This window comes from Rhizobium gallicum bv. gallicum R602sp (genome assembly GCF_000816845.1).
In the GTDB taxonomy this organism is placed as follows: Bacteria; Pseudomonadota; Alphaproteobacteria; order Rhizobiales; family Rhizobiaceae; genus Rhizobium; species Rhizobium gallicum.
This window is the reverse complement of sequence record NZ_CP006880.1, coordinates 1,061,680-1,082,341: the sequence shown is the minus strand read 5'-3', so window position 1 is coordinate 1,082,341 and position 20,662 is coordinate 1,061,680. Positions and strand designations below refer to the sequence as shown.

Here is a 20,662-nt window from a genome sequence, read left to right as displayed (position 1 = left end):
ACGAACCATAGGCCCTGTTCTGCGTTCTATTGCTTTATTCCTCACCCACCAAAGAGGCGCTAGTGGACGTTATCCGCATCCTTCTCGCGATCATCCTGCCGCCACTCGGTGTCTTCCTGCAGGTCGGGGTCGGCCTGCATTTCTGGCTCAATATCCTACTGACGCTTTGCGGCTACCTGCCCGGGATCATCCATGCAATTTGGGTTATACTGCGGAAGTAGACTCCTAGCGCGGGAAGCTCTGTGCGTTGCCGGCATCCACGTTGATGATGTTGCCGGTGGATTTCGCCGAAAGATCCGACGCGAGGAAATAGATCGCCTCGGCGATATCTTCAGGAAAGACGTTGAGCTTCAGCATCGAGCGCTTCCGGTAGTGTTCCTCCAGGTCGTCCACTTCGATCTTCGAAGAAGCCGCACGCTGTTCGCGCCACTCGCCGTTCCAGATCTTTGATCCGCGCAGCACCGCATCCGGGTTCACGGTATTCACCCGAATGCCTGCTTCTGCCCCCTCCAGCGCCAGGCAGCGGGCCAAATGGATCTCGGCGGCCTTCGCCGTGCAATAGGCAGCCGCATTCGGCGAGGAGGCAAGGCCGTTCTTGGAGGCGACGAAGACCACGTTACCGCCGAGGTTCTGACGACGGAACAGGCGGAAGGCTTCGCGCGATACCAGGAAATAGCCGGTTGTCAGAATATCGATATTCTTGTTCCACATCGAAAGCTCGGTGGTTTCGATGGGCGCTGAGGACGCAATACCGGCGTTCGAAACGAGGATGTCGATGCCGCCAAACTCGACGCAGGATTCGGCAAAGGACGAGACCACGGCATCTTCCTTGGTGACGTCGAGCTTCACGCTGCGCACCGCATCTGCACCGTACCTCTTCACGAAATCGGCTTCCGTCGCCGCCAGTGCCGACTCATCGATATCGGCAAGCACCACGCAGGCGCCCTCGCCTACCAGACGGGCCGCCGTCGCACGGCCGATGCCGCCGGCTCCGCCGGTGACAAAGGCCACCTTGCCGGCAAGGCTCTTCGGCTTCGGCATGCGCTGCAGCTTTGCCTCTTCCAAGAGCCAGTATTCAATGTCGAAGGCTTCCTGTTCAGGCAGACCCTGATATTCGGAGACCGTCGACGCACCGCGCATCACGTTGATGGCGTTGACGTAAAATTCACTCGCGATGCGAGCCGTTGCCTTGTCACGGGCAAAGGACAGCATGCCGACGCCGGGAATGAGGAAAATGACCGGATTGGCATCTCGAATCGCCGGTGAGTTGCCGTGTTTGCAGTCATTGTAATAGCGCGCGTAATCGACACGATAGTCTTCCAGCACCTTGTCGAGACCGGCAACGCTCGACTCTACGTCCGGTCTTGCCGGGTCGAAGTCGAGGATCAGTGGGCGGATCTTGGTACGCAAGAAGTGGTCCGGGCAGCTGGTACCGAGTGCGCCGAGGGTGCGGAGATTCTTCGAGTTGACGAATTCGAGCACGCCGTCCTGATCATCGAAATGGCCAAGCTTGCGTTCCTGCTTGCCGATCCGCCCGCGGATTTCCGGCATCAGGCGGGCAGCGATGGCCCGGCGTTCAGCCACTGGCAGGCTTTGGGTCGCCTGGCCGCCGAAGATCGTCCTGCCTTCAGTCTGCTGGGCGAACCATTCGATTGCCTTGTTGATAATGGCGAGCGTCAGCTCGTAGCAGGCCTTGGCGTCGTTCGCCCAGGTGAAAAGGCCGTGGCTTTCGAGGACGACACCCTTGGCATCCGGGTTCGCCTTGACGAACGCTTCAAGATCGAGACCGAGCTGGAAGCCCGGGCGGCGCCACGGCAGCCAGCCGATCGCGTCGCCAAAGACCTGCTTCGTCAGTTCCCTGGAGTTCTTGGCTGCAGCGATCGCAATAATGGCGTCCGGATGCATGTGGTCGACATGCGTGAAGGGCACAAATCCATGCAGCGGCGTATCGATCGAGGCGGCGCGGGAATTCAGGTTGAAGGTGCAATGCGGCAAAAAGCCGACCATGCGATCTTCGTCTTCGACGCCCTTATAGATGCTCTTAAGCGAATCAAGCTTGTCCTGATAGAGCGTCGCAAAGCCGTCGAGGTTAATGGTTCCGACATCGCCGCCAGATCCCTTGACCCAAAGAACCTTGACCTTCTCGCCGGTCAGTGGATCCGTTTCCATCACCTTTGCCGAAGTATTGCCGCCGCCGTAATTGGTGATGCGCTTATCAGCGCCAAGGAGGTTCGAGCGATAAAGCAGCTTACCGGGTTCATCGAGCCCCGCTGCGTAAGAATCATCCCAACGGTTCTCAAGAAGCCGGACGGTGGCCGCCATGTCATCCTCCCTTGTGTGCCTGATGCGCAGACCAAAACCACGCTGTATCCGGTGACGGTATCGCTCATCAAAATGCATATTGTCAATCGAAAACGATCAAAAACAATTATTGTGCATCGCAATATGAAAATTTGTGATCGTTTTTGATTGACAGCTTTTAACGGATACGAAATAAATACGGACAGGGAGGAGCCAAATGCACGAACGCGAACGCCATCGCATCATCCTGAGCGCGGTCCAGGAAAAGTCGGTCGTCACGATCCAGGATATTGCTGAGCTGACCGAAGCTTCGGAGGCCACCATCCGGCGTGACATCGCGGCTCTCCATGTGCAGGGCAAGATCCGCCGCGTGCGCGGCGGCGCAGAAGCCGTCCATCCGCCGCAGCTCGGCAATCTTGCGGGACGTCCTTTTAGGGTTTCAGAATCGGTCAATATCGATAAAAAGCGCGCAATTGCGCGCGCCGCCGTGGATCTGTGCGACCCGGGCGATGCGATCATCATCAATGGCGGCACGACGACGTTTCAGATGGTGCACTTCATGTCGGCACACCGCATGCAAGTCATGACCAATTCGTTCGCGATCGCCGAACATCTGGTAAAACATTCCAAGAATACGGTGACGGTGCCGGGCGGTGTGATCTACCGTGAACAGAGCCTCATTCTGTCGCCGTTCGACAATGACGCCATCCGCAATTTCTATGCACGCCGCTTTTTCATCGGGGCCCAGGGCGTCGGCCCGCTCGGCATCATGGAATCCGACGCACAGATCATTCAAAGCGAACAGAAGCTGATGCATCAGGCCGACGAACTCGTCGTGATGGTCGATTCCAGCAAATTCCGCCGCCGGTCGAGCCTCATTCTGTGCCCGCTTGACCGTGTTTCGACGATCATCACCGACGACGGCATCCAGGAAGATTCCGCCAAGATGATGGAGGATGCAGGCATCAAGCTCGTCGTCGCGAGCGCTGGCCTGCAATCGGTGAAGGAGGATTCCTCGTCGGTCGCCTGAGAAGCGACGACCAGGTGTAGTTAGTCTCAATCAACGTGGGAGGATGAAAGCATGAAACTCGCAAAGAAACTCGCGGTGGGCGTCGCACTCGCCGTCGCCATGATGGCAGGCACGGCCAGTGCTGCCGACATGAAGATCGGCCTTGTCGTCAAGTCACTCGGCAACGGCTTCTTCGACGCCGCCAACAAGGGCGCCCAGGAAGCCGCCAAGGAGCTCGGCGGCGTCGAAGTGATTTATACCGGCCCGACCTCGACGACGGCCGAGGGCCAGATCGAAGTCATCAATTCGCTGATCGCACAGGGCGTCGATGCCATCGCGATTTCGGCGAACGACCCGGACGCAGTCGTTCCGGCTTTGAAAAAGGCTACCCAGCGCGGCATCAAGGTCATTTCTTGGGATTCCGGCGTTGCTCCTGAAGGCCGCATCCTACAGCTCAACCCATCGTCCAACGAGCTGATCGGCAAGATGTGCCTGACCCTGGCGCAAAATCACCTCGACGGCGGCAAGGGCGATTTCGCGATCCTTTCGGCGACGACCACCTCGACGAACCAGAACATCTGGATCGATCAGATGAAGAAGCAGCTCAAGGACTTCCCCGGTCTGAACCTCGTCACTACGGTTTACGGCGACGACCTTTCCGACAAGTCCTACCGCGAAGCCGAAGGCCTCTTGAAGTCCAACCCGAATGTAAAGGTCATCGTCGCTCCAACGACGGTCGGCGTTCTGGCGGCATCCAAGGTCGTGGAAGACAAGGGCCTCGTCGGCAAGGTCTATGTCACGGGTCTCGGCCTGCCCTCCGAAATGGCCGGCGCGATCAAGTCGGGCGCCACGAAGGAATTCGCCATCTGGAACCCGATCGACCTCGGCTATTCGGCCACGCAGATCGCCTATCGCCTCGTCAAGGGTGAAACCGACGGCAAACCGGGTAGCGAGATCGAAACCGGGCGCATGGGCAAGATCAAGGTTGGCGACAACGGCGAGGCCGCAATGGCAGATCCGTTCGTCTATAACGCTTCGAACATCGACCAGTTCTCCAAGGTCTTCTGATGTGAACCATCACGCATAAAGCCCGGCGGCCTTGGGCCGCCGGGATTTCTCATTCGACACCGGTAAAGCGCTGATGAACACTGCCCTTCAACAATCCGCCACAGACCGCAAGGCCGCAGATGCGCCCGCCATCCTCGAAATGCGGGGCATTTCGCAGATCTTTCCCGGCGTAAAGGCGCTCGACAAGGTCAGCATCGCACTCTATCCCGGCAAGGTGACCGCGCTGATCGGCGAAAACGGCGCAGGCAAATCCACTCTCGTTAAGATCCTGACCGGCATCTACAGGCCGAACGAAGGCGAAATCATCGTCGACGGCCAGCCCGTCGCCTTCGCCAGTGCGCAGGCCGCAATCGATGCGGGCGTCACTGCCATCCATCAGGAAACTGTCCTCTTCGACGAATTGACGGTTGCCGAAAACATCTTCCTCGGCCATGCGCCGCGCACAAAATTCCGCACCATCGACTGGAAGGCGATGAACAGCCGCTCGAAAGAGCTGTTGACGTCACTCGAAAGCAGCATCGATCCGACGATCCGCCTGAGGGACCTCTCGATCGCGCAGCGTCATCTGGTGGCAATTGCCCGCGCTCTTTCGATCGAGGCCCGCATCGTCATCATGGATGAGCCGACGGCTGCCCTTTCGCGCAAGGAGATCGACGATCTCTTCCGCATCGTTCAGGGCCTGAAGGAAAAGGGCAAGGCGATTCTTTTCATAAGCCACAAGTTCGACGAACTCTACGAGATTGCCGACAACTTCGTCGTCTTCCGCGACGGCCGCGCCGTCGGAGACGGCAGGCTGAAGGAGACGCCGCAGGACGCGATCGTGAAGCTCATGGTCGGCCGCGATGTCGAGAACGTGTTTCCGAAGTTCCCGGTAGAGATTGGCGGCCCCGTTCTCGAAGTCCAGGATTACTGTCACCGAACGGAATTCCGCGATATTTCCTTCACGCTTCGCAAGGGTGAAATTCTCGGCGTCTATGGCCTGATCGGCGCTGGTCGTTCGGAACTCTGCCAATCGCTTTTCGGCATCACCAAGCCGCTTTCCGGCAGGCTCATGCTCGACGGCAAGAGAATTTCGATGGCATCGCCGCTCGATGCCATCCGTGCCGGCATCGTCTATGTGCCGGAAGAGCGTGGCCGCCACGGCCTGGCGCTGCCGATGCCCATCTATCAGAACATGACGCTGCCTTCACTGACGCGCACGTCGCGCAAGGGCTTCCTGAAGGCCGCCAACGAATTTGCGCTCGCCCGTAGATACGCCGAGCGGCTGGACCTTCGCGCAGCCGCACTGTCCGTCCCCGTCGGCACGCTGTCTGGCGGCAATCAGCAGAAAGTCGTCATCGGAAAATGGCTGGCGACGCAGCCCAAGGTCATCATCCTCGACGAGCCGACCAAAGGCATCGATATCGGTTCCAAGGCGGCGGTCCACGGCTTCATCAGCGAGCTTGCCGCCGAAGGGCTCTCCATCATCATGATCTCCTCTGAACTGCCGGAAATCATCGGCATGTCCGACCGTGTCCTGGTGATGAAGGAAGGGTTGTCGGCCGGTCTGTTTGAGCGCGCGGAGCTTTCGCCAGAGGCATTGGTGCGCGCAGCGACCGGAAATGCATGAGGTAATGGAATGGCACGACTGATTAGAAAACGCGAAACCCTGCTTTTCCTCATCATCGTCTTGATGATCGCGGTCTTTTCGGCGCGCGCTGCAGATTTTGCGACGCCCTCAAACCTCGCCGGCATCTTCAACGATACCTCGATCCTCATCATACTGGCGCTCGCGCAGATGACCGTTATCCTTACGAAATCGATTGACCTTTCGGTCGCCGCTAATCTCGCCTTCACCGGCATGGCAATCGCGATGATGAATGCCGCCTTTCCCGATCTGCCGCTGGTCGTCCTGATCCTTGCAGCGATTGCGATCGGCGCCTGCCTCGGTGCGATCAACGGCTTTCTTGTCTGGGCCCTTGAAATCCCCCCGATCGTCGTCACGCTCGGGACGCTGACCATCTATCGCGGCATGGCCTTCGTGCTCTCCGGCGGCGCCTGGGTGAACGCCCATCAGATGACACCGACCTTCCTTTCCGTGCCCCGCACGCCGATCCTCGGCCTGCCGGTTCTCAGTTGGGTTGGGATCGCAATCGTGCTCTTGATGTATATTCTGCTGAAATATACCCAGTTCGGCAGATCGGCCTATGCGACTGGCGGCAACCCGACGGCGGCCGTCTACGCGGGAATCGATACCGGGTGGACGAAATTCCTGGCCTTCGTGCTGTCCGGTGCGCTCGCCGGCCTTGCAAGCTACCTGTGGGTCTCGCGTTACGCGGTCGCCTATGTTGATATCGCCAGCGGTTTCGAGCTCGACAGCGTCGCCGCCTGCGTCATCGGCGGCATCTCTATCGCCGGCGGTGTCGGGTCAGTCATCGGCACGGTGCTGGGCGCCCTCTTCCTCGGCGTCATCAAGAATGCGCTTCCCGTCATCGGCATCTCGCCCTTCACACAGATGGCGATCTCAGGCACCGTGATCATCCTTGCCGTCGTCTTCAATGCCCGTCGCGAGCGCAGTCGCGGCCGTATCATCCTGCGCGACAAGGCAGCTGCAGAAACTCCAGCCGAGGTCGTCCCATGAGCACCTTTTCCGCCCCAACCGAAAAGCGCGTCATTCCCGATCGTCTCGGCACCCCGTTCCGCCGCATCATGGCCAGCTGGGAAGTGCTGCTTTTCGGCGTTGCCATCTTGATCTTTGTCTTCAATTCCATGGCATCGCCCTACTTCCTGAATGCATGGAACCTCTCGGACGCAACCTTCAATTTCACCGAAAAAGCGATGATCGCCTTTGCCATGGCGCTGCTTGTGATCGCAGGCGAGATCGATCTATCGGTTGCAGCCATCATCGCGCTTGCATCGACGGCCATGGGGGCGGCCGCACAGGCCGGCATCGCGACACCGGGCCTCGTGCTGATCGGCATCGGCACGGGGTTGGTTTGCGGAGTTTTCAACGGCGTCCTCGTCTCCGTCCTGAAACTGCCGTCGATCGTCGTCACCATCGGCACGATGAGCCTCTTCCGCGGCATCTCCTATATTGTGCTGGGGGACCAGGCCTACGGCAAATATCCCGCCGATTTCGCCTACTTCGGCCAGGGCTATGTCTTCTGGGTCTTTTCCTTCGAATTCGTGCTGTTCTTCGTGCTGGCGATTCTCTTCGCCATCCTGCTGCACGCCACGAACTTTGGCCGCCAGGTCTATACGATCGGCAATAACGATTTTGCCGCCCGCTTCTCCGGGATTCCGGTCGAACGCGTGAAATTCATCCTCTTCATGCTGACCGGTGTCATGAGCGGTATTGCAGCGGTGTGCCTCACCTCGCGCCTTGGCTCCACCCGTCCCTCGATTGCGCAGGGCTGGGAGCTCGAAGTCGTCACCATGGTCGTGCTCGGCGGTGTCTCGATCCTCGGCGGCTCGGGCACGATCGGCGGCGTCGTCATCGCAGCCTTCGTCATGGGCCTCGTTACCTTCGGCCTCGGCCTGCTCAACGTTCCGGGCATCGTCATGTCGATCTTCATCGGCCTGCTGCTCATCATCACCATTGCCATTCCGATTATCGCCCGACGTATCAAAGCCATGAGTTCCAAATGACCGTTGAAAAATACGCCTTCAAGATGAAGCTCAATCCAGGCATGGAAGCCGAGTACAGGAAGCGGCACGACGAGATCTGGCCGGAGCTCGTCGAGCTGCTGCACAAGTCCGGCGCGAGCGACTATTCGATCCATCTCGACCGCGAGACGAACACGCTCTTCGGCGTGCTGACGCGGCCGAAAGATCACACGATGGCGAGCCTGCCGGAACATCCCCTGATGAAAAGGTGGTGGAGCCATATGGCCGACATCATGGAAACAAATCCGGACAATTCACCGCTCCAGAGCGACCTCGTTACCGTCTTCCACATGCCATGAGCAAACCGCCCGGTTACCGCCGTATCGCCGTTCTCGATATCGGCAAGACGAATGCAAAAGTTGTCGTGCTCGACAGCCAAACCGGCACGGAAATCGCAGCCGCAAAGACGGCGAATACAGTCATCCGGTCCGGCATCTATCCGCGCTATGATATCGAGAACCTTTGGGGTTTTGCGGTCGACGCGCTGAAGTCTTTCGCGGCAAAGCCGGGTTTCGATGCAATTTCGATCACGACCCATGGCGCGTCAGCAGCACTGCTCGGCGCAGACGGCAAGCTTGCGATGCCGGTTCTCGATTACGAACATGAATATCCGCAAGAGATCCGAGACGCCTATACGGCGCTGCGCCCTCCCTTCGAGGAGACTTATTCACCGCGCCAGTCGATGGGGCTGAATGTCGGCGCCCAGCTTCATTATCAGAAGACGGCCTTTAGGGAAGAATTCGCGAAGGTGGCAACGATCGTCACCTATCCGCAATATTGGGCGGCACGGCTGACGGGCGTTACAGCTAACGAACTGACCTCGCTCGGCTGCCATACAGATCTGTGGAACCCAAAAACAGGCGAATATTCCTCGCTTGTCGATCGGCTCGGCATTCGCAATCTCATGGCGCCGATCCGCTCGGCTTTCGACGCGCTCGGCCACGTCCTGCCGGACATAGCCGCCGAGATCGGCCTGGCCACAGAAATCCCGGTCTACTGCGGCATCCATGATTCAAACGCCTCGCTGCTGCCGCATCTCGTCGCGCGCACGGCGCCCTTTACGGTTGTCTCGACCGGCACATGGGTTGTAAATTTCGGCGTCGGCGGCGATCTCACCCATCTCGACGCGAAGCGCGATGCGCTCGCCAATGTCGATGCCTATGGTCGGGCCGTGCCGTCCTCCCGCTTCATGGGCGGCCGTGAGTTCGAAATTCTTTCCGCAGAAATCGGCAATGTTCCGCTTAAGGACGTTGCCGCAGCACTCGGCCCGGTCATTGCAGGAAACCTCATGTTGCTGCCGAACGTGGCCCCCGGCTCCGGCCCCTTTCCCGACCGCAAAAGGCACTGGCTGAATGCCGATGGCGCAAGCCCTGCGCAACGCTACGCCGCCATGTGCCTCTACCTCACGTTGATGACCGAGGCCTGCCTCGGCCTCATCGGCGCCGATGGACCTGTCATCGTCGAAGGGCCGTTCGCGCTGAACGAGACGTATCTCAAGGTTCTCGCGGCATTGATGGAACGGGACGTGATCGCGCTGCCGGGCTCGACCGGCACCAGCCAGGGCGCCGCACTGCTTACCGGTATCAGACCCGCGCCCGGTCCGGAAAGATGTTTCACGCCGGCCGCGATTACCGGTCTCAAAAACTATCGCTGCGCCTGGTACGCAGCGATGGAATAGCGGTCTTTCCATCCGTGCGCTTTACCTCATCTTATGCCGGCAGCTAATGTCGGGTCGTTCAAAAACAGGCGGAGGAAATATTATGACGGATTCAAACGCGGTCTTCGATCCGCGTGCCCTTGCCGCGCGACTTTACAGCCTCCACAACGCGGGCAAGCAAGTGCCGACTGCCGATTTCGCACTTCCGACCGACCTGCGCCACGCCATGGACGCGCAGAATTTCCTCGCCGCCGGGCAAGGCATTACCAGCAATGCGTGGAAAGTGGCGACCTCGCCGGATGACCAGGCTGTGGCTGCGCCGCTTCATCCCTATATCGAAGCCCTTTCCGGCGCCGAAATTCCCTGGGCGGAAGGCATGAAATTTGAAGCGGAGATTGCCATTCGGCTCGGCACGGATCTGCCCATCCGCGATAGCGGCTACAGCCGGGCCGAAGTCGCCGATGCAGTTGCGACCGTCCATCTCGGCGCAGAACTCCTGGTTTCCGCCATTCAAGAAGGCGGCAGGGCTTCCTTTTTGCTTTTCCTTGCCGATCGCCTCGGCAATAGCGGCTATGTGCTTGGTCCGCCCGTGCCGAAAACACTCATCGACACAGCGACCGGAACGCCAATGAAAGTCACCTTCAACGGCCAGCCGGTCTACGATGCCCCCGCACAGCATCCGACGGGCGACGTGCTCACCTGGCTTGTCGGCTACGCCAATGACAGGTTGCGGCCGGAAAGCTCGCTGAAAGCAGGCGCGCTGATTACGACAGGTACCCTCTGTGGCGCGATCGAACTTAGTTCGCCGGGCGAGATCGACATCCTTCTCGGCGAGACAAGCAAGCTTCATCTTTCGCTCGTCGCGAAATGATCAGACCTTGCTGCGAAACATCTCGATGATGGCGGAAAAGTCCCTTCCGCCATTGCCCTGCTTTTCGAAGAGCGCGTAAAGCTGCGCGGCTTCGGCACCAAGCGGAGTCGATGCGCCGCTCAACAGTGCCGCCTCCTGCGAAAGGCGCAGATCCTTCAGCATCAAGGCAGCGGCAAAGCCCGGCTTGTAGGCATTGTTGGCCGGCGAGGTCGGAACCGGTCCCGGCACCGGGCAATAGCTATTGATGGACCAGCACTGACCGGACGATGTCGATGCAACATCAAAAAGCGCTTGGTGTGAAAGGCCGAGTTTTTCAGCCAGCACGAAAGCCTCGCAGACGCCGATCATCGAAATCCCGAGGATCATATTGTTGCAGATCTTGGCCGCCTGCCCAGCGCCCGCTTCACCACAGTGAACGATCTTCTTGCCCATGGCTTCAAGGATCGGCTTGGCCTTGGCGAAACTCTCCTGCGAGCCACCCGCCATGAAAGTCAGCGTTCCCGCCGCAGCCCCGCCCGTTCCGCCGGAGACGGGGGCGTCGAGCGAAAGACAACCTGCTGCCTTGGCCATCGCATGGGCCTTGCGCGCGCTTTCGACGTCGATGGTCGAGCAATCGATCACCAGCGTTCCGGCGGGAATGGAAGCGAGAATGTCCGGCCAGGCCGTCAGCACGTGTTTACCTTGCGGCAGCATCGTGACGACGGTCTCGGCACCGGCCACAGCCTGGCTCACGTGGCTCGCAGGTGTCACGCCGCTTTCCTCTGCCGCCTTGAGAACCGGCGCGGCGAGATCGAAGCCCGTCACCTCGTGGCCGGCCTTGACGAGATTGGCCGCCATTGGCCCGCCCATGTTGCCAAGCCCGATAAATGCGATCCGTGTCATCATGGCCTCCTACCTGTTATCTTCGAGGATCATCGCGGCCGCCTTTTCGGCGATCATGATCGTTGGCGAATTCGTATTGCCTGAGGTAATCGACGGCATAATGGAGGCATCCGCGATCCTGAGCTTGGCAAGCGCGCGCAACTTCAGCCGCGGATCAACGACGCTGTCTTTGTCTGCGCCCATCCGGCAGGTTCCGACCGGATGGAAGATTGTCGTGCCGATGTCTCCCGCCGCCCGCTCCAGATCGGCCTCCGTCTGATAGGACGGACCGGGCCTGAACTCCTCCGGCTGAAAGCGCGCAAAGGACGGCTGTGAAACGATCCGCCGCGTCAGCCTTATCGATCGAACAGCTATGTCGCGATCACGCTCCGTCGAGAGGTATTTCGGAGAAATCGTCGGCTGCGTGGCAAAATCCGGGCTCGCAAGATGCACGGAGCCGCGGCTTTCCGGCCGCAGATTGCAGACGCTTGCGGTGATTGCCGGAAAGGCGTGCACTGGATCGCCGAACTTGTCGAGCGAGACCGGCTGTACGTGATACTGCAGGTCGGGTGTTTCCTTGTCTGGCCCCGAGCGCGTGAAGATGCCAAGCTGGCTCGGTGCCATAGCCATCGGCCCGGAACGGCGGATCAGATATTCGAGCCCGATCGCCGCCTTGCCGATCAACTTTGTCGCCTTCTCGTTCAGCGTCGGCACGCCGGTGACCTTATAAGCGAGGCGAAGCTGCAGATGGTCCTGCAGGTTCTCCCCGACGCCCTTGACCTCGGTAACGACGTCGACGCCGGCATTGTTCAGCACATCGCCGCGACCGATACCGGAGAGTTCCAGGATATGCGGCGAGCCGATGGAACCGGCAGAAAGGACCGTCTCTTTGGCCGCATAAGCGCGCTTTGCCGCGCCGTCGTGCTGGAACACGACGCCGGAAATGGCACCCTCCTCCACCAGCAGCCGCCGCACCTGCGCCTTCATCAGAACAGTCAGATTGGTGCGCTTCATAGCCGGCCGGAGGAAGGCCTTTGCGGTGTTCCAGCGAATACCGGAGCGCTGGTTGACGTCGAAATAGCCGGAGCCTTCGTTGCTGCCGCGGTTGAAATCCTCCGTAATCGGAATGCCGGCTTCCCGTGCCGCCTGCTGGAAGGCGTCGAGCACGGCCCAGCGCACCCGCGCTTTTTCCACGCGCCATTCGCCACCCGCACCATGCATCTCGTCCGCGCCGCGGTAATGATCCTCCGATCTGCGGAAGAAGGGCACAACATCGCTCCAGCTCCAGCCGCTGCATCCCATCTGCCGCCAAAGGTCGTAGTCGCGCGCCTGGCCGCGCATGTAGATCATGCCGTTGATCGAAGAGCAGCCACCGAGCACCTTGCCGCGAGGGTAGCCCAGAGCCCTGCCGTTCAGCCCTTCCTCGGGCGCGGTGGTATAGCACCAGTCGGTGCGCGGATTGTTGATGCAGTAGAGATAGCCGACCGGTATGTGTATCCAGTGGTAGTTGTCGCTGCCGCCGGCTTCCAGCAGCAGCACGCGGTTATTGCGGTCTTCGGACAGGCGGTTCGCCAGCACACAGCCCGCACTGCCAGCGCCGATGATGATATAGTCGTAGCGATCCATCTGATGTCACCGGCCGCTCAACGGCGATACACGAAGCCCAGTTTCCGGCCGATCCACGAGGCGTAGAATTCTCCGACGATCCCGCGACGGAAGATCAGCACGCAGATCATGAAAACGACGCCGGTGATGATCGTAACGGGGAATTCCGATGTCGCGAGATAGTTCTGCAGCGTCACGACAAGCCCCGCCCCGAAGATCGGACCAATCAGCGTACCGATGCCGCCGAGAAGCGTCATCAAGATCACCTCGCCCGACATCTGCCAGGCGACGTCCGTCAGCGTTGCGAACTGGAAGACGAGCGACTTCAAGGCTCCCGCCAGCCCGGCCAGGGCGGCCGACATCACGAAGGCGCCGAGCTTGTAACGCGCCACCGAATAGCCGAGCGAGATCGCTCGGTTCTCGTTTTCCCGGATCGATTTCAGGATCATGCCGAAGGGCGAATGGATGAAACGCCAGATCAAAAGCATGCCGATGACGAAGACCGCCAAGACGAAGTAGTACATGCTGGTCGAATTATTCAAATCGATGAGGCCGAAGAGATGCCCCCTAGGAACGGACTGGATGCCGTCCTCACCTTCGGTGAATTCCGCCTGCAGGCAGAAGAAGAAAAACATCTGCGAAAGCGCAAGCGTGATCATCGCGAAATAGATGCCCTGACGGCGAATGGCGAGATAGCCCATGACGAGGCCGAGGAGTGCAGCACCCGCAACGCCGATCAGGATGCCGAGTTCCGGCGGAACCCCCCATGCCTTGACGGTGTAGGCAGTGAAATAGGCGGCCCCGCCAAAGAAGGTCGCATGCCCGAAGGAAAGCAGCCCAGTATAGCCGAGCAGCAGGTTGAACGCGCAGGCAAAGAGCGCAAAGCATAGCAGCTTCATCAGGAAGATCGGGTAGAAGAAAAACGGCGCGAGCAGCAGGAGCAAAAGGCCGATGATGAGGAAGCCGGCCTGTACCGACAGTGCGGTGCGGCTCTTTTCTGCACGAATGGTTTCGGTGATGTCCGTCATCTTACGCATCCCGGCCGAAGAGGCCCGCGGGCCTGACGAGAAGCACGATCGCCATGATCACGAAGATCACGATGTTCGACGCTTCCGGATAAAAAACCTTGGTTAGCCCCTCCGCAACGCCCAGAACGTAACCGGTGACGATCGCCCCCATGATCGAACCCATGCCGCCAACCACGACAACGGCGAAGACGACAATAATGATGTTGGAGCCCATCAACGGCGAGACCTGGTAGATAGGAGCAGCCAGTACGCCGGCAAAGGCTGCAAGACCGGCACCCAACGCATAGGTCAGAGTCAAAAGAACCGGCACGTTGACACCGAAGACCTGCACAAGCACGGCATTTTCCGTCGCCGCCCGAAGATAGGCTCCGAGCTTGGTCTTCTCGATAAGAAGCCAGGTGCCGATGCAGACCACCAGCGACATGACGACCACCCAGCCGCGATAGATCGGCAGGAACATGAAGCCGAGGTTGGTACCACCGGCAAGGGCTGACGGCGTGGCATAGGGCTGGCCGGAAGATCCGTATAAATAGCGAAAGGTCCCTTCGATCGCGAGCGCCATGCCGAACGTGAAGAGCAATCCGTAGAGTGGATCGAGATCATAGAGCCGCCGCAAGAAGAGCCGTTCCACGACGGCGCCGACAAGGCCGACTGCAAGCGGGGCAAGAACAAGCGCGGGCCAGTAGCCGATGCCGCCGTAGGCGAGCATCAGATAGGCAACGAAGGCGCCGAGCATATATTGCGCGCCATGCGCAAAATTGATGACGCGCAACAGGCCGAATATGATGGCCAGGCCAAGGCTCAAAAGCGCGTAGAAAGAGCCGTTGATGAGGCCGATCAGCAACTGGCCGAGTAGTGCCTGAACGGGAATGCCGAATATCATCGTCATGGAATCAGACTCCCAGCACCCTGTGCAGCGTATCCATCCGCTCAGGCAATTCGCCGACCGGGAACTCGGACACCATCTGGCCATGGTCCATCAGATAGAAGCGGTCTGCAATGCGGCTTGCAAAGCGGAAATTCTGTTCGACGAGGAGTATCGTCATGCCGCGCTCCTTCAGCTTCCTCAGAACCTCACCGATACGTTGGACGATGACGGGCGCAAGACCTTCCGTCGGCTCGTCGAGCAGCAGCATCTTGACACCGGTGCGCAAGACACGAGCGATCGCCAACATCTGCTGCTCGCCACCGGAAAGCTTGGTCCCGGCGCTCGCGCGGCGCTCGTAGAGGTTCGGAAAAAGTTCGTAGATCTCGTCGAGGCTCATGCCGCCTTCGGCAACGACCGGCGGCAAGATCAGGTTTTCCGACACGCTCAGTGTCGAAAAGATGCCGCGCTCCTCGGGCACGAAGCCGATGCCCTTGTGTGCGGTCTTGTGCAGCGGCACCTGCATCATATCCGCTCCGTCAAAGCTGATCTTGCCCTTGCGGGCCCGAACGATGCCGGTGATCGTGCGAAGCGTCGTTGTCTTGCCGACGCCGTTGCGGCCGAGGATAGTAATCGTTTCACCTTCGCCAACGCGCATGTCGACGCCGTGCAGGATGTGGCTTTCGCCGTACCAGGCATTGAGGCCCTGAACTTCCAGCAGAGCAACCATCAACCTTCCTCCGTGCCCATATAAGCCTCACGGACGCGCGGATCCTGGCTGACGGAGGCGTAGTCGCCCTCTGCGAGGATCTCGCCACGCTGAAGTACGGTCACCTGCTGGCAGATATTGGCGACGACGGAGAGATTGTGCTCGACCATCAGCACCGCCCGGACGCGGGCAACCTCGCGGATGATGGCGGAAACGACGCTGACGTCCTCCTGCCCCATGCCGGCCATCGGCTCGTCGAGAAGCAGAACCTTCGGATCGAGCGCAAGCGTCGTGGCGATCTCCAGTACGCGCTTGCGGCCATAGGAAAGATCCGCAGCGATATGGTCGCGTTCCTTGGAAAGGCCGACACTTGCCAGCAACTGTTCGGCGCGGTCGTTCAGGCAATCCAGCGCAGACACCGGCCGCCAGAACTGGGTGGAGAGATTGTTCGGTCGCTGCAGGGCGACGCGCACATTGTCGAGCACCGACAGGTGCGGGAAGACCGCCGAAATCTGGAAGGAACGCACCAGCCCCATGCGCGCCACCTTGTCCGGCGGTGTGCTGGTGATATCCGTACCCATCAGCGTGATCGTGCCGTGAGTAGGCTGCAGGAACTTGGTCAGCAGGTTGAAAACCGTCGTCTTGCCCGCGCCATTCGGTCCGATAAGGGCATGGACGCTTGCATCGTGTACATCGAGATCGACATTCTTGACGGCCGTGAAGCCGCCGAAATCCCGGCGAAGGCCGCGGGCGGAGAGTACCACCCGCGGCGTTGGATTCGTCTCTGTTGCGGGAACCGCCATGGGCTTATTTCACCAGATCGCAGCCGCTCTTGGCGGGATCGATATAGGCGTCCTTGCCGGGGATGGTGGCGAGAACGTTGAAGTAGTCCCAGGCCTCCTTGCTCTCGTCCGGCTTTTTTACCTGCAAGAGATACATGTCATGGATCATGCGGCCGTTCGGGCCAACGGTTCCACCGCGGCCAAAAACGTCGTCCACCGGCATTTCATGCAGTTGCTTGGCAACGGCTTCCGTTTCGTCCGTTCCGGCCTTCTGGATTGCCTTCAGATACTGAAGCACGGCGGAATAGGTCCCGGCGTGGATCATGTTCGGCATCTTGCCGGTGCGATCGAAGAATTTCTTTCCGAAAGCGCGGCTCTCGTCGTCACGGTTCCAGTAATAACCTTCGGTGAGCGTCAAGCCTTGAGCGGCTTCGAGACCGAGGCCATGGACGTCAGCGAGCGTGAAAAGCAGTGCCGCGAGACGCTGGCCACCCTGCGTGATACCGAACTCGGCCGCCTGCTTGATTGCGTTCGACGTATCGAGGCCTGCATTGGCAAGACCGACGACCTTGGCGCCGGAGGACTGGGCCTGCAGCAGGAAAGACGAAAAATCCTGGCTGGCGAGCGGATGCCGGACGGAGCCGACGACATTGCCTCCATTGGCCTTTACGAAATCACTCGTCTGCTGTTCCAGAGAATAGCCAAAGGCATAGTCGGCCGTCAGGAAGAACCAGCTGTCGCCACCCTGCTTCACAAGTGCGCCACCGGTGCCGACAGCAAGGGCATGCGTGTCATAAGCCCAGTGGAAGCCGTAGGGCGAACAGGCCTTGCCCGTCAGATCCGTTGTTGCCGCACCCGTGACGATGTCGATCTTCTTCTTCTCTTTGCCAATTGCCTGGACAGCGAGCGCAACCGACGACGTCGTCAGTTCCATGATAGCGTCGACCTGCTCGGTGTCGTACCACTGCCGGGCGATGTTCGATGCGATGTCCGGCTTGTTCTGATGGTCGGCGTCGACGATCTCGACTGGAGCGTCGAGCACTTTGCCGCCGAAATCTTCGACCGCCATCTGGGCGGCTTCAACGGACGATTTACCGCCGAAATCGGCATAGACGCCGGATTGGTCGTTCAGGATGCCGATCTTCACCTTGCCGTCGGAAGCACCATCGGCGAGTACGGCGGTGCCGCTGGCAAGCAGGAATGCCACGGACGCAATGAAATTCTTTCGCATATGTCTCTCCTCCCAGAGATGGTTAGATCGCGCGTCTGTTCAAAATTGGCCAGCCGCTCTCCTCAAGCCAGCCGACGCTTCGCCTACGATCAAGGAAAATCTGCCTTGAGGCAACCGGTGGTTTGCAGTTAATTACAAACAGTATCTGTTCGTTTCTGAACAGAAGGTTGAAACCGGCACTTAGGGCGCTTTCCATTTCTTGGGCAGCGATCGGCGATTAGACCAAAGACGCAGATGGACGCGCGACGCTGCATGAGCAATCCTCCGCAATTTACTTGGGACGATCTTCAGTTTTTTCTAGCCGTGGCGCGCACCGGCCAGCTATCGACGGCTGCAAGGCAGCTGCGCAGCAGCCATGCCACCGTCTCGCGGCGCATCGACCGGCTTGAATTTGCCCTGAAGGTCAAACTCTTCGAGCGCAACGCGCGCGGCTACGTGCTGACGGCGATGGGCACGCGTTTCGTAGACACCGCCGAAAAAATGGAACATGAGACCGAACGCCTGCGAGCCGATCTTGCCGCAGGCTCGATGACGCAGCGCGGCGTCGTGCGGTTGAGTGCGCCGGAGGGTTTTGCGAATTTCTTCTTTGCGAGCGTGCTGCCGAAATTCGCAGCACATCATCCGCATCTGTCGCTTGAGCTTGTGACGATCCAGCAGATCATGTCACTGTCGCGCAAGGAGGCGGACATTACCGTCGTCTTGGACGAACCGAAGGGAGGACCGTATTTTTCCGAGAAGCTGACCGACTACCATCTGCAGGTTTACGGCTCGCGCGATTATCTTGCCAAGAGCCCGCCGGTCACCTGCCGCGACGATCTGCTGAACCATCCCTTCATCAGCTATATCGAGGAGATGATCTTCGCGCCGGGGCTTGATTATCTCGGCGACGTGCATCCGCGCATCAAGCCCCAGTTCCAAAGTTCCAGCATCTTTGCGCAGCTGACGGCGACGCGAAACGGCCTGGGGCTTTGCGTGCTCCCCTACTTCTTCGCAAGCCTTTATCCGGAGCTTGTGCGCGTCCTGCCCGATGAGGTGGACCTCTGCCGCAACTACTGGGTTACTTGCCATCAGGATATGAGACAAGCACCACGCGTGCGCGCCGTCATCGACTTTCTGCGCGAGGCCGTGAAAGACGAAGACGCCCGTTTCATCCCGCCATTTGCGGCTGCAATCCATTCCGGCCGAAAGCCCGGATGACTATTTCAGGAATTCCGCGCGGTGCGGTGTGAAGGTGTCAATCAGCCGTCCCTTCTCCAATGCCTTGACGCCGTGAACGAGGTCCGGCGGCACAATGAAGCTGCCGCCTTTTTTCAGCACCTCGGTCTTCCCGTCGATGGTGACCGCAAAGCTGCCTTCGGCAATATAGCTCGCCTGGATGTGCGGGTGCGAATGCGCAGCACCGACTGCATCCTTTTCGAAGGCGACTTCGACCATCATCATCTCGGGCAGGTAGACCATGATCCGGCGCGTGACGCCCGGCTCCGGACTGATCCAGTCAGCGCCTTCGGCATGCACGAAAAGAGCGCTCGATGTCATGTTCGCCTCCTCACTTCGATTCCCATCGGGCGGCAAGTTGGAACATTGAAGTCTGTTTGAAAAGGGCGCATCCGTATATTCCTTCCAATTGACGCCGAAGCTGCCCGGGTTTATGGCGGGCTTGATCAGGCTTGCCTGAAAAAAGGTGAGGAGACGCCGTCATGCAGCACACCCGCGAAACCTTCGACTGGGCCGATCCCTTCCGGCTGGCAGAACAGCTGACCGACGAGGAGCGCATGGTGCAGGACACGGCACACGCTTATGCGCAGGAAAAGCTCGCTCCCCGGGTGCTCGATGCCTTCCGCAATGAAAAGACCGATCCGACGATCTTCCGCGAAATGGGCGAACTCGGCCTGCTCGGTCCGACGATCGCGCCGGAATACGGCGGAGCAGGCTTGGGTTATGTCGCCTACGGCCTGATTGCCCGCGAAGTCGAGCGCGTCGATAGCGGCTACCGCTCAATGATGAGCGTGCAGTCGTCCCTCGTCATGGTGCCGATCGAGGCCTTCGGCTCGGATGCGCAGAAACAGAAATATCTGCCCAAACTTGCAAGCGGCGAATGGATCGGCTGCTTTGGGCTCACCGAACCGAACCACGGCTCCGATCCGGGCTCGATGGCGACGCGCGCCAAAACAGCCGATGGCGGCTATAACCTCACCGGGTCCAAGACTTGGATCACCAATGCGCCGATCGCCGATGTCTTCATTGTCTGGGCCAAGACGGAGGACGGGGTGATCCGCGGCTTTATTCTGGAAAAGGGCTGGAAGGGCCTTTCCACGCCAGCCATTCACGGCAAGGTGGGTCTGCGCGCCTCGATCACCGGTGAGATCGTGATCGACAACGTTTTCGTGCCGGAGGAAAACATGCTGCCCGATGTGACCGGTCTGAAGGGTCCGTTCACCTGCCTGAATTCCGCCCGTTTCGGCATTGCCTGGGGCGCGCTCGGCGCGGCCGAAGCCTGCTATGCAACAGCCCGGCAATACACCCTCGATCGCAAGCAGTTCAACCGGCCGCTTGCCGCCAATCAATTGATCCAGAAAAAGCTTGCCGATATGGCGACCGAGATCACGCTCGGCCTGCAGGGTTGCCTGAGGCTCGGCCGCATGAAGGAAGAGGGTCACCCGCCGGTGGAACTCACTTCAATCCTCAAACGCAACTCCTGCGGCAAGGCACTCGACATTGCGCGCACTGCCCGCGATATGCTCGGCGGCAATGGCATCTCCGACGAGTTCGGCGTCGCCCGCCACCTCGTCAATCTTGAGGTCGTCAATACCTACGAGGGTACGCATGACATCCACGCCCTCATCCTCGGCCGCGCCATCACGGGAATTCAGGCCTTCGCGAACTAGCGTCCCGCCCGGCGGCGCCAGAGCGTATAGGCAACCGAAACAACAACACCTACCACGATGCCGCGCGCAACGTTGCCGTAGGTGACCGAGCCCTACCCCTAAGGTGATGCCGATCGCGATCGGAAATGCAAGATCCTTATCCATT

20 protein-coding genes are annotated in these 20,662 nt (G+C 59.7%); 11 read left to right on the top strand and 9 right to left on the bottom strand.

Going from position 1 to position 20,662, the window contains the following annotated elements; translation table 11 throughout:
* The first annotated feature begins 62 nt into the window (after positions 1–62).
* Positions 63–221 carry a YqaE/Pmp3 family membrane protein gene (locus tag RGR602_RS28285; protein ID WP_040116541.1) on the top strand — a complete coding sequence of 53 codons (159 nt, stop codon included), beginning with the start codon at positions 63–65 and terminating at the stop codon, positions 219–221.
* A 4-nt stretch (positions 222–225) separates the two neighbouring features.
* Here the strand turns inward: RGR602_RS28285 and RGR602_RS28280 are convergent, their stop codons facing one another.
* On the bottom strand, positions 226–2,322 hold the full coding sequence (locus RGR602_RS28280; protein ID WP_040115360.1) for a bifunctional rhamnulose-1-phosphate aldolase/short-chain dehydrogenase: 2,097 nt from the start codon (positions 2,320–2,322) through the stop codon (positions 226–228).
* A gap of 196 nt (positions 2,323–2,518) precedes the next feature.
* Between RGR602_RS28280 and RGR602_RS28275 the strand changes: the two genes are divergently transcribed.
* From RGR602_RS28275 to RGR602_RS28240, 8 genes are all read left to right on the top strand, one after another.
* Positions 2,519–3,331: a DeoR/GlpR family DNA-binding transcription regulator gene (locus RGR602_RS28275; RefSeq protein WP_040115359.1), complete on the top strand. Its 813-nt coding sequence runs from the start codon at positions 2,519–2,521 to the stop codon at positions 3,329–3,331.
* 51 nt (positions 3,332–3,382) lie between these two features.
* Entirely contained in the window at positions 3,383–4,378 is a 996-nt protein-coding gene (gene rhaS, locus RGR602_RS28270) for a rhamnose ABC transporter substrate-binding protein (protein ID WP_040115358.1), read from the top strand.
* Positions 4,379–4,451: 73 nt separating this feature from the next.
* Positions 4,452–5,987 carry a sugar ABC transporter ATP-binding protein gene (locus tag RGR602_RS28265; protein WP_040116540.1) on the top strand — a complete coding sequence of 512 codons (1,536 nt, stop codon included), beginning with the start codon at positions 4,452–4,454 and terminating at the stop codon, positions 5,985–5,987.
* Between the two features lie 9 nt (positions 5,988–5,996).
* Positions 5,997–6,998 (top strand): ABC transporter permease, encoded by a 1,002-nt coding sequence (locus tag RGR602_RS28260; protein WP_040115357.1) that lies wholly within the window; start codon positions 5,997–5,999, stop codon positions 6,996–6,998.
* The gene (locus RGR602_RS28255) at positions 6,995–8,005 is read left to right on the top strand and encodes an ABC transporter permease (protein ID WP_040115356.1); all 1,011 of its coding nucleotides are present in this window, start codon (positions 6,995–6,997) and stop codon (positions 8,003–8,005) included. Before RGR602_RS28260 ends, RGR602_RS28255 begins: the two co-directional genes overlap by 4 nt.
* Positions 8,002–8,322: an L-rhamnose mutarotase gene (gene rhaM / locus RGR602_RS28250; protein WP_040115355.1), complete on the top strand. Its 321-nt coding sequence runs from the start codon at positions 8,002–8,004 to the stop codon at positions 8,320–8,322. Before RGR602_RS28255 ends, rhaM begins: the two co-directional genes overlap by 4 nt.
* On the top strand, positions 8,319–9,701 hold the full coding sequence (locus tag RGR602_RS28245) for an FGGY-family carbohydrate kinase (RefSeq protein ID WP_040115354.1): 1,383 nt from the start codon (positions 8,319–8,321) through the stop codon (positions 9,699–9,701). Before rhaM ends, RGR602_RS28245 begins: the two co-directional genes overlap by 4 nt.
* Positions 9,702–9,783: 82 nt before the next feature.
* The gene (locus RGR602_RS28240; protein WP_040115353.1) at positions 9,784–10,551 is read left to right on the top strand and encodes a fumarylacetoacetate hydrolase family protein; all 768 of its coding nucleotides are present in this window, start codon (positions 9,784–9,786) and stop codon (positions 10,549–10,551) included.
* Here the strand turns inward: RGR602_RS28240 and mmsB are convergent, their stop codons facing one another.
* The 7 genes from mmsB to RGR602_RS28205 are packed head-to-tail and all read right to left on the bottom strand — an operon-like array spanning position 10,552 to position 17,632.
* Positions 10,552–11,433, bottom strand: a complete 882-nt coding sequence (gene mmsB, locus RGR602_RS28235) for a 3-hydroxyisobutyrate dehydrogenase (RefSeq protein ID WP_040116539.1) — start codon at positions 11,431–11,433, stop codon at positions 10,552–10,554.
* A 9-nt stretch (positions 11,434–11,442) separates the two neighbouring features.
* On the bottom strand, positions 11,443–13,038 hold the full coding sequence (locus tag RGR602_RS28230) for a GMC family oxidoreductase (RefSeq protein WP_040115352.1): 1,596 nt from the start codon (positions 13,036–13,038) through the stop codon (positions 11,443–11,445).
* Positions 13,039–13,055: 17 nt separating this feature from the next.
* Positions 13,056–14,045, bottom strand: a complete 990-nt coding sequence (locus RGR602_RS28225) for a branched-chain amino acid ABC transporter permease (RefSeq protein WP_040115351.1) — start codon at positions 14,043–14,045, stop codon at positions 13,056–13,058.
* 1 nt (position 14,046) lies between these two features.
* Positions 14,047–14,934, bottom strand: coding sequence for a branched-chain amino acid ABC transporter permease (locus tag RGR602_RS28220; RefSeq protein ID WP_040115350.1), 888 nt, complete (start codon positions 14,932–14,934; stop codon positions 14,047–14,049).
* Positions 14,935–14,938: 4 nt separating this feature from the next.
* Positions 14,939–15,640, bottom strand: a complete 702-nt coding sequence (locus tag RGR602_RS28215) for an ABC transporter ATP-binding protein (protein ID WP_040115349.1) — start codon at positions 15,638–15,640, stop codon at positions 14,939–14,941.
* Entirely contained in the window at positions 15,640–16,422 is a 783-nt protein-coding gene (locus tag RGR602_RS28210) for an ABC transporter ATP-binding protein (protein ID WP_040115348.1), read from the bottom strand. Before RGR602_RS28210 ends, RGR602_RS28215 begins: the two co-directional genes overlap by 1 nt.
* A gap of 4 nt (positions 16,423–16,426) precedes the next feature.
* On the bottom strand, positions 16,427–17,632 hold the full coding sequence (locus tag RGR602_RS28205) for an ABC transporter substrate-binding protein (protein WP_040115347.1): 1,206 nt from the start codon (positions 17,630–17,632) through the stop codon (positions 16,427–16,429).
* Between the two features lie 252 nt (positions 17,633–17,884).
* Here RGR602_RS28205 and RGR602_RS28200 point away from each other — a divergent pair, with 252 nt between their 5' ends.
* Positions 17,885–18,829: a LysR family transcriptional regulator gene (locus RGR602_RS28200; RefSeq protein ID WP_040115346.1), complete on the top strand. Its 945-nt coding sequence runs from the start codon at positions 17,885–17,887 to the stop codon at positions 18,827–18,829.
* On the opposite strand, the gene RGR602_RS28195 is transcribed toward RGR602_RS28200, so the two are convergent.
* Complete coding sequence (locus tag RGR602_RS28195) at positions 18,830–19,168, bottom strand: cupin domain-containing protein (RefSeq protein WP_040115345.1); 339 nt, start codon at positions 19,166–19,168, stop codon at positions 18,830–18,832.
* A gap of 161 nt (positions 19,169–19,329) precedes the next feature.
* On the opposite strand from RGR602_RS28195, the gene RGR602_RS28190 reads away from it, so the two are divergent.
* Positions 19,330–20,517: an acyl-CoA dehydrogenase gene (locus tag RGR602_RS28190; protein WP_040115344.1), complete on the top strand. Its 1,188-nt coding sequence runs from the start codon at positions 19,330–19,332 to the stop codon at positions 20,515–20,517.
* The last annotated feature ends 145 nt before the right edge of the window (positions 20,518–20,662 follow it).

Bases quoted from the DNA above. Each gene is read 5' to 3' on its own strand.
- RGR602_RS28280 (WP_040115360.1), bottom strand. From the start codon at position 2,322: ATGGCGGCCACCGTCCGGCTTCTTGAGAACCGTTGGGATGATTCTTAC.
- RGR602_RS28275 (WP_040115359.1), top strand. From the start codon at position 2,519: ATGCACGAACGCGAACGCCATCGCATCATCCTGAGCGCGGTCCAGGAA.
- rhaS (WP_040115358.1), top strand. From the start codon at position 3,383: ATGAAACTCGCAAAGAAACTCGCGGTGGGCGTCGCACTCGCCGTCGCC.
- RGR602_RS28265 (WP_040116540.1), top strand. From the start codon at position 4,452: ATGAACACTGCCCTTCAACAATCCGCCACAGACCGCAAGGCCGCAGAT.
- RGR602_RS28260 (WP_040115357.1), top strand. From the start codon at position 5,997: ATGGCACGACTGATTAGAAAACGCGAAACCCTGCTTTTCCTCATCATC.
- RGR602_RS28255 (WP_040115356.1), top strand. From the start codon at position 6,995: ATGAGCACCTTTTCCGCCCCAACCGAAAAGCGCGTCATTCCCGATCGT.
- rhaM (WP_040115355.1), top strand. From the start codon at position 8,002: ATGACCGTTGAAAAATACGCCTTCAAGATGAAGCTCAATCCAGGCATG.
- RGR602_RS28245 (WP_040115354.1), top strand. From the start codon at position 8,319: ATGAGCAAACCGCCCGGTTACCGCCGTATCGCCGTTCTCGATATCGGC.
- RGR602_RS28240 (WP_040115353.1), top strand. From the start codon at position 9,784: ATGACGGATTCAAACGCGGTCTTCGATCCGCGTGCCCTTGCCGCGCGA.
- mmsB (WP_040116539.1), bottom strand. From the start codon at position 11,433: ATGACACGGATCGCATTTATCGGGCTTGGCAACATGGGCGGGCCAATG.
- RGR602_RS28230 (WP_040115352.1), bottom strand. From the start codon at position 13,038: ATGGATCGCTACGACTATATCATCATCGGCGCTGGCAGTGCGGGCTGT.
- RGR602_RS28225 (WP_040115351.1), bottom strand. From the start codon at position 14,045: ATGACGGACATCACCGAAACCATTCGTGCAGAAAAGAGCCGCACCGCA.
- RGR602_RS28220 (WP_040115350.1), bottom strand. From the start codon at position 14,934: ATGACGATGATATTCGGCATTCCCGTTCAGGCACTACTCGGCCAGTTG.
- RGR602_RS28215 (WP_040115349.1), bottom strand. From the start codon at position 15,640: ATGGTTGCTCTGCTGGAAGTTCAGGGCCTCAATGCCTGGTACGGCGAA.
- RGR602_RS28210 (WP_040115348.1), bottom strand. From the start codon at position 16,422: ATGGCGGTTCCCGCAACAGAGACGAATCCAACGCCGCGGGTGGTACTC.
- RGR602_RS28205 (WP_040115347.1), bottom strand. From the start codon at position 17,632: ATGCGAAAGAATTTCATTGCGTCCGTGGCATTCCTGCTTGCCAGCGGC.
- RGR602_RS28200 (WP_040115346.1), top strand. From the start codon at position 17,885: ATGAGCAATCCTCCGCAATTTACTTGGGACGATCTTCAGTTTTTTCTA.
- RGR602_RS28195 (WP_040115345.1), bottom strand. From the start codon at position 19,168: ATGACATCGAGCGCTCTTTTCGTGCATGCCGAAGGCGCTGACTGGATC.
- RGR602_RS28190 (WP_040115344.1), top strand. From the start codon at position 19,330: ATGCAGCACACCCGCGAAACCTTCGACTGGGCCGATCCCTTCCGGCTG.